Genomic DNA, 9,095 nt, shown 5'->3' on the forward strand with positions numbered 1-9,095 from the left:
TTGCTACACATGGTAGACCAGCCTAGAGGCAGTTATGAAGCTTCGTACTGGACCCTTGAAGTACCTGCCACACAAATTGGAGGGCATCCGACTTGGATTCAGGATGCTGAATACCCGTCTTGCCCTAGTTGTGAGCAAACAATGGTATTCATTGCCCAGCTGGACATGGAGCAAGTCGGAAATAGTGAAGGTATTTACTACACCTTCCTTTGCCGTGGTTGCCAGTTGTCAGCCACAAGCTACCAGCAGACATGATTTAAAATCGGAGAAGAGACCCACTCCGAGTGGGTCTGATTATTTCAAAGAGGAGGTTTGCTCTCCGCGCTTACGATTTGACGAATGTTTTCTTAATCGCCTCTAAATACCCGTACCCGTACAAATCGTCCGGCAACAAATAACTCGTCTCCGTCCACTCATTCCAGCTGTTCACCGTGATGAGCGGAGGTTGCTCTGGATGTGTATCCGCATATTGCTTCGCTTGTTCAAACGCCTTCTGAACGTTGTCTGGCGTATTGTTCTGAACAACAAGCGGAACACGTTCCTTAAACCTCGGATTATTATCCCAGCCAACCGAGATGTGCGGATAATACGGAATGTCGTATGCTGCGTCAATGCGGGACCACTCTTGAACGACATCCACCATGATTTCGTTGTAATCACGGTCTACGTTCACGAAATGAACGTACTGATAGTGGGTCAAGCTGTCGAAGCCAAGCAGCTTCACGATCTCTTTCGCCGTTACCTTTTCCCCGCCGTCAACGCCGCTGAGATTGAAGTTCTGCTCGCCCCACAAAGTGAGCTGCAGGTGTAAGCCAGGCAAGCCTTCTTCGACGCATTTGGCTCTGAACCAAGTGAATGCATCCTTCGTTTCTTCCGCACCGCCCAAACCTCTCATCAGATTGGCAAGATCGTAAATATTAAATATTGGTTTGCCATCAATCGTGTGGTAAGACGGATGCTTAAAATATTGATTGATCACGCGATCGGCGATGATCTCGAATTCTTGGCGGTCGACCGCGCCATCCCAGATCATGGCGCCTTCCATATCATGCGACAAGCGGATATCCCACGTATTATTCACGCTATGGTTAGCCCACATCAAATAAAATTTTACTCTATCGTTGTTTCTCGCCTTCAGATAGCCGTCGTTGAGGCAATTTTCCAAAAAAGGGCGTTTGTCGTACCAGTACCAATCGTAAATGAATACATTGACGCCGTGGTCCGCCGCCGCGTAGATCTGCATCTCCATCACATAGGGGTCCGCTTCGTTGCAGTAGCCCCACAGCGGCTTGCGCGGCCAATTATGTTCGGGAAACTTCTTGACGGCGTTCTTGACAGATTGCCACTCCCCCATCCCCTCCGGCCAGAACATCCTAGTTCTTGGTTCGTCCCCTGTATAAGCCGGCCATATGTATGCCGCGACGTCATACTGTTTGCTCAAGTGCATTCCTCTTTTCAACAATTTTTTAGAATTGGAAGCCCTTACACAATACTCATTATAACCAATAGCCCACACACGAACAGGGGTAAAAAAGACATTAGATCCGGGTAAATACGACATAAGACTCCCTAACCGCCATCATATTACAACAAATAGAAGTTGCCAATTAGAAATCTCTAGTTAACTAATAGAGTCACAACATCCCTCTTTTTACAAAATATAAAAAGGAATCTCTTTCCCCTTATATCATTGAACATAAAAAAAACGGGAAACACCTAATTTATCTAATAGGTATTTTCAGGCTTCTAATCGATAAAGAGGCTGCGGAATCCGCAGCCTCTTTATGTAATGCTTAAATGAATTTAGCTTTTTGAAGCAGCCTTTGGATAATGGCGGATGTTTCAGCCCTAGTAATATTTTTCTGAGGCTGCAGCTCCCCATTATAACCGCCGATAACACCGAATTGAATCGTTAATGCCGCGGCTTGGCGAGCCCAAGCTGCTATTTTTGTATTATCTTTAAAACCATGAAGCAGATTTTGCTGCTGTACATTGACAAGCTCATTATACAAATCTGCCAGCTTCATTGCCCTCGATAAAATAACCATTGCTTCCTGTCTAGTAATCTTTTCGTTAGGCTTGAATGAACCATCGCTGTATCCATCAACCAATCCGTACGAATACGCGATTTGAGCTGCTGAGTGATACCAATCCTTTTCTGATATATCTGTAAAGCTTACAGATTTAGCAGCAGAGCTTAAACCTAATGCCCTTATCATTATAGCTGTGAATTCTGCTCGAGTTATTTCGTTATCCGGTAAAAAACGCTGCTCGTCAGAACCATTAATGATAAGTCGTGATGCCAGATCATTGATGCTTGTTTTGGCCCAATGTGTTGCAACATCGCTAAATGATTTTTGATGATAAATGAGACCGTACATGCTGTTAGTCATGCTGCTAAGGACAGCGTAATAACGTCCGTCTTCTTCTATTACCTTAGTAGGAATATGAATGAGCGATCCGTCCGAAATTAACTTTACTCCCGTCGTAATACGCTTTGGATCTAATCCTTCAGGCAATGCAATGCGTCTCTCTACAAAAGTATCAAATTGATTCAGCTCTATTTCCTTGCCCCCAAAGTATGCTTTCACTGAAAATCTCACAGGAGGAGCGATAAGTGTAATTTGTCCGTTATCCCTATCCTTATAAACAAATTCTGAGTTAGGAGCATGAATGATTTCCATCTTGAGAGTTATATCCTTCAGTGAAACATTAGATCCGAAGTGGTTAAGCCATTCATCAATATGAACTTTATCCATCGGAAAGCTATAAGACGCTTTTTCAGACATTAGTTGAATAACAGCGTTACTGCTTTCAAAGGCTGAAAGAAGCCGAGCATTTATTTCCCAATTCACGATATCAGATTGATTATGGACCGTAATCGTAATAACGGGTTTATCGCCTGCTCCCTTCAAAAGCTCTTTAAGCTGCGCTTCCTCAAAGACAACCGTCGTTACTTTTTTACCTTCTATTGTCCTGACAGTTGCCTTAACCATTTGTACTGGCTTGTTTCCTATGCTAACTGTGATATCAGAATTCGTTTCTGTATTACCACCGCCATTGCTGGAACCACTGCTTGCTTGGTATTCAATAGATGCTGCATGTGCCACACTACTATTACCTGCTGCATCTCGGTATTGAACGTATAACTGCTTAGATCCATAATCTCCATCCAAAATCCAATTTTTGGTGAGCAATACATTCTCCCAAGCTGACCAAGCCAACTTATCGGCAGAAAACCGCATTTCAGTAACACCGCTACCATCGCCATCTGAAGAAGTTAGAGATAGTTTCACTTCCTTGCTACTCGTTACAGTAGCTCCGCTATTTATGGTAATCGTTCCTGTTGGTATCGTCTGGTCAAGTTTTATTTTATCTTGAATAACGGAATGACTTACATTGCCTGCCTTGTCTTTAAACTGTACGAATACTGATTTCTCCCCGTCGCCTGCTCCAAAGCTCCATGCCTTCGTTGCAGCGGATGGCTCCCAGCTACTCCAATCCGTCCCATTGCCCGAGAAGCGCATCTCGACAACGCCACTTCCTTTACTACTGTCATCGCTAGTAAGAGTTAGAGTTGTATCCGCAACATTCGTCCATTCCGAACCAGCTTGATCAATGGTTAATGTACCGGTTGGAGCAGTAGTATCCACTAGGAAAATAATCGTAGTAGCATTACCCGCTCCATCCGTTACGACAAGTGTATAGCTACCGTCTACAGTAATCTCCGTACCACTTGTAAAAGCTGCTCCATTCAATGTTGCCGTTCCTTCATTGAAGCTAACTGTCACTTTATCCTTGTACATTCCACCATCCGCAACTCCTGTTACGATTGGTGCTACCTTATCAATTACAAAGTTCACCGTTGTTGCATTTCCTGCTGCGTCCATTACGACGAGCTTATACGTTCCATCCTGAGTAACTTCAGTCCCACTTGTAAAAGCAGTTCCATTCAATGTTGCCGTTCCTTCATTAAAACTAACTGTCACCTTATCCTTGTAGATTTCACCATCCGCAACACCTGTTACGATTGGTGCTACCTTATCAATCACAAAGTTCACCGTTGTTGCATTTCCAGCTGCATCCGTTACGATGAGCTTATACGCGCCGTCCTGAATGACTTCCGTACCACTCGTAAAAGCAGTTCCATTCAATGTTGCCGTTCCTTCATTGAAGGTAGCTGTCACTTTATCCTTGTACATTCCACCATCCGCAACTCCTGTTACAATTGGTGCTACTTTATCAATTACAAAGTTCACCGTTGTTACATTTCCAGCTGCATCCGTCACGACGAGCTTATACGTTCCATCCTGAATAACATCCGTACCACTTGTAAAAGCAGTTCCATTCAATGTTGCTGTTCCTTCATTGAAGGTAACTGTCACTTTTTCCTTGTACATTCCACCTTCGGTTACTCCAGTTACTACTGGTGCTACTTTATCAATCACAAAGTTCACCGTTGTTGCATTTCCTGCTGCATCCGTTACGATGAGCTTATACGTGCCGTCCTGAATGACTTCCGTCCCACTCGTAAAAGCAGTTCCATTCAATGTTGCCGTTCCTTCATTGAAGGTAACTGTCACTTTATCCTTGTAGATTTCACCATCCGCAACTCCTGTTACAATTGGTGCTACCTTATCAATCACAAAGTTCACCGTTGTTACATTTCCTGCTGCATCCGTTACGATGAGCTTATACGTGCCGTCTTGATTAACTTCCGTACCACTCGTAAAACCAGTTCCATTCAATGTTGCCGTTCCTTCATTGAAGCTAACTGTCACTTTATCCTTGTACATTCCACCTTCGGTTACTCCAGTTACTACTGGTGCTACTTTATCAATCACAAAGTTCACCGTTGTTACATTTCCAGCTGCATCCGTTACTACAAGTGTATAGCTACCGTCTACAGTAATCTCCGTACCACTTGTAAAAGCAGTTCCATTCAATGTTGCTGTTCCTTCATTAAAGCTAACTGTCACTTTATCCTTGTACATACCACCATCCGCAACACCTGTTACGATTGGTGCTACTGTATCAATCACAAAGTTCACCGTTGTTGCATTTCCTGCTGCATCCGTTACGATGAGCTTGTACGTGTCATCCTGAATAACTTCCGTACCACTCGTAAAAGCAGTTCCATTCAATGTTGCCGTTCCTTCATTGAAGGTAACTGTCACTTTATCCTTGTACATTCCACCATCCGCAACACCTGTTACGATTGGTGCTACTCTATCAATAATAAAGTTGACCGTTGTTACATTTCCTGCTGCATCCGTTACGACAAGTGTATAGCTACCGTCTACAGTAATCTCCGTACCACTTGTAAAAGCAGTTCCATTCAATGTTGCTGTTCCTTCATTGAAGGTAACTGTCACTTTATCCTTGTACATTTCACCATCCGCAACACCCGTTACGATTGGTGCTACCTTATCAATCACAAAGTTCACCGTTCTTACATTTCCTGCTGCATCCGTTACGACAAGTGTATAGCTACCGTCTGCAGTAACCTCCATACCACTTGTAAAAGCTGCTCCATTCAATGTTGCCGTTCCTTCATTGAAACTAACTGTCACTTTATCCTTGTACATTCCACCATCCGCAACACCTGTTACGATTGGTGCTACTCTATCAATAATAAAGTTCACCGTTGTTACATTTCCAGCTGCATCCGTTACGACAAGTGTATAACTACCATCCGCGTCAATCCGCATTCCACTAGCAAATGCTGCTCCATTCAACGTCGCCGTTCCTTCGTTAAAAAACACCGTAACCGGGGCTTTATAACTCCCACCATGTGTTACTCCACTTACAAATGGTGCAGTCTTATCTATTTCAAAGCTCACTGTTGTTACATTCCCCGCTTGATCAGTTACAACAAGCGTATAAGTACCGTCCATTGTAACCATTGTTCCACTAGTAAATGCTGCTCCATTTAATGTCGCCGTTCCTTTATTAAAGGTAACTGTCACATTCCCCTTATAGATTCCACCATTAGTTACACCTGTTACAACTGGTGCAGCCGTGTCTATTTTAAAGTTAACCGTTGTTGAATTCCCTGCCGAATCTGTTACGATCAGCGTATAATTACCATCCATAACAATCTCTGTCCCGCTATTAAAGGGGTTACCATTCAATAGCCCACTACCTTCATTAAATGTGGGGGCCATCGCCTTGTTATATGTTTTATTATTCTCTACATTTGATATAACTGGTGATATGGTATCTACAGTAATCGTGCTGCTTATAGTTCCCATACTCAAATTTCCGACCCTATCTTTATATTGAACATATATCGTTTTAGCGCCTTCTCCTGCTGGGAGTACCCACGACCTCCCATTCAAATCAGAAATATTAAACCAACTCGTTTGCCAACTACCGCTAACATTCGAGAGCCGAGCTTGCTCAACTCCCGATCCACTCCCGTCGGAATAACTTCCGCTCAAAGTCACGGTGTAGTTTTTAGTAAATGCAGCATTATTATTAATGATAAGAGATCCTGTTGGAGATGTCTGATCTAATAGTATACTCTGGGAAGATGTATTCGAAATTCCATTTTTGGAATCCTTTAATTGCATATAGATCGTCTTAGCCCCGTCACCGCCAGCTAGACTAAATGTTGCTGAATTGCTAAAAGGCAACCAAGATGCTGCCGACAAACCCGCAGCACTATTCGAAAATCTCATATGCGTAACACTATCGCCTGCGTCAGCGTCAGATCCCGTTACAGATAGATTAACAATTGACGAGCTTGTAGCTGCGCCTTCATATATCGTAAAAGAACCTGTCGGAATCGTATTTGCAGCTCCGGTCTCATAAGTAACCACTAGTTTAGGATGATACGCAGCATTTGCAGTTTCCATGGAATAAAATAAAAATCTACCGCTATCAGCATCTGACTCATTACCATTCAGAATGAAGATTATTTTACGATCAGAACTGTCCGTAAATGTATCTACAGCTGATTTTACGTTAAGAGTAATCGTTTGATCCTGAAGATATGTACCCATAGGCACTTCACTAGTATTCTTAGCTGTAAATTTATCCGCATAAGGGTTGTTCGTATCCATTCGCGGAAAGCTTACAAGGTTCAAATCATTCGCTGTAGAGCCCCTAACTTCCGTATACAAATTATGACCAGTGACTCTAAGGACAGTAGCGACAGTCAAGACCAACTCTGCTGATACAATAGTTCCTTCGGGTACACCTAGATTAAACATCATTGCCATTCTATTTCGGACATTTACGAATCCGTCATTATTACTCATACCAACATAAAGATAGCCATCCCCATCATTATCATATATGCCGTCAAATTCCTGCTGACCTCTCAACTCCATCGTATCCGCAGAGGCGGCGTAACTTTTTGTAACTGTACCCCCAGCCGCATCCGCTCTATTAGATACTAGTCCAGGTGAAATAACTGATAATAAAATAGCGATGACCAACAAAAAAGATTGTTTCCTCATCCTTCTTTCCTCCACTTCTTGTATGGAACCATAGTTAATCATTGATATGTCATGAGGTCTTTAGCTGCCTTTTTACCATGGCTTCAACATGATCCTTATAAAAAAACTCATCATTAACTACTATAATTAAAAGGGAGGTTGTCTTATAGTGACCGCTGTCATCAATTCTGTCATATGACAATATTATTTTAATGTGGTTTGAAGAATGAGGATATTTCTCGGGTTGATACGCTGTATCCATTTAAAATATAATTTACATTATTCAAGACCGTCGTCTGTTCAAAGGAACATCGTTGCACCTTTATCACCGTTCATCGCACTACCTTCCTTTGGCACTGAGTTTAGTTTCGATAGCTTCTGCCAATCCACTAGCGCTCGAAATTACAGCTGATTTTTCAAAGATAATGAAAGCAAAGAAATAAATTTAATAACATTAAAAAAGAACCGTTCTAGAACGGTTCCATTTTAATCATTAAGTAGGTTTAATATATGGCCATTGATGCTAACCCTGTATTTTTTTGTGTTGAGTTATTAATGTTAATCATATAAAAACGCCCATTGTACGTCGTACAGCCCTTTTGCACGATTACACAAAAGGGCTGAGTGTTATATATATTTGTTACGCTAATTTAATTGCATCAGCACATACCGAGAATACGTAAATTTATCGTGTGTTATGACTCTATATCAAAAATCACACGGCAATCTGCTAACACTTCCGGTTTAAATTGCATACTGTCCGCTTGTGTGATCTGGCGAATTACTCTACATGGAACACCCGCAGCAAAGGAGCCTGGTGGGATATCTTGAGTCACCACACTACCTGCTCCTATCACGCATCCGTCTCCAATGGTAACACCGCCGCATACCGTTACATTGGCTGAGAGCCACACATCGTTTCCGATCGTCACAGGCTTGGCGTAACACAGCGACTTACGATCACCATTTTGATCAAGCATTTGCCTACGTTCAGAAGCGATGAACGGATGAATAGGTGTAACAATCGTTACATTAGGCCCAAAACTGACATTGTTCCCAATGGTAATCTTTGCATCGTCCTGTACGGTAAGATTGTAGTTGCCGAAGAAGTGATTTCCGATTTCTGTGTGAACCCCGTAATGAAAGAAAATAGGACCCTGAATGAAGATGTGTTCCCCCCATCCTGCCAAGCAGCTGTTCAAGTATCTCTTTGCGTTCCACTGTCTGATCCTCAAAAGTGCGGCTATATTGACTGCTAAGGTTATGTGCACGGAGCTTTATAGCCTTTAACTCGGGAGCGCCTGGACTAAATAAAATCCCCTTAAAAATTCGTTCCTCTTCCGTCATATGTTCATCTCCAATGTATCCTACCGAAACATATGTCTCAAAGCCGTAGGATGATTGTTTTGCAAATTGCTAATAGCACACTTTTAATGTGCTCACTAACATCATCTAATATCTGACTAGTAAGGGTAAATACCACTGGTTGAAAGTATTCTTAATACTTAAAATGCTGTTTTTACCATTCTACCTGATCAAAACGCATGTTTTTGTAATAAAAAATTTCGTCTTGATCCGTAATCTCTCGGAGGACCTTGCAGGGATTACCGACTGCTATTACATTGGCTGGAATATCTTTAGTTACAACAC

The 9,095-nt window shown here is 42.4% G+C and carries 4 protein-coding genes and 2 pseudogenes; 1 reads left to right on the plus strand and 5 read right to left on the minus strand.

Annotation, left to right across the window (positions count from 1 at the left end):
- Positions 1–255 (plus strand): DUF1963 domain-containing protein (locus AC1DSE_RS24070; protein ID WP_477528300.1); only part of this gene is annotated, 255 nt, incomplete at its 5' end.
- A 70-nt stretch (positions 256–325) separates the two neighbouring features.
- Here AC1DSE_RS24070 and AC1DSE_RS24075 read toward each other — a convergent pair.
- From AC1DSE_RS24075 to lacA, 5 genes and pseudogenes are all read right to left on the minus strand, one after another.
- Positions 326–1,441 (minus strand): glycosyltransferase WbsX family protein, encoded by a 1,116-nt coding sequence (locus AC1DSE_RS24075; protein ID WP_477528301.1) that lies wholly within the window; start codon positions 1,439–1,441, stop codon positions 326–328.
- Positions 1,442–1,793: 352 nt separating this feature from the next.
- The gene (locus AC1DSE_RS24080) at positions 1,794–7,466 is read right to left on the minus strand and encodes an S-layer homology domain-containing protein (protein ID WP_477509974.1); all 5,673 of its coding nucleotides are present in this window, start codon (positions 7,464–7,466) and stop codon (positions 1,794–1,796) included.
- A 674-nt stretch (positions 7,467–8,140) separates the two neighbouring features.
- Entirely contained in the window at positions 8,141–8,647 is a 507-nt protein-coding gene (locus AC1DSE_RS24085) for a sugar O-acetyltransferase (protein ID WP_477509973.1), read from the minus strand.
- Between the two features lie 34 nt (positions 8,648–8,681).
- A pseudogene (locus AC1DSE_RS24090) lies at positions 8,682–8,792 on the minus strand (sugar O-acetyltransferase); the annotation flags it as partial.
- A 172-nt stretch (positions 8,793–8,964) separates the two neighbouring features.
- Positions 8,965–9,095: pseudogene (gene lacA / locus AC1DSE_RS24095) on the minus strand (galactoside O-acetyltransferase); the annotation flags it as partial.

The organism is Paenibacillus sp. 01L418 (assembly GCF_056400045.1).

Excerpts from the sequence above, each read along its gene's own strand:
- AC1DSE_RS24080 (WP_477509974.1), bottom strand. The coding sequence starts at position 7,466 with ATGAGGAAACAATCTTTTTTGTTGGTCATCGCTATTTTATTATCAGTT.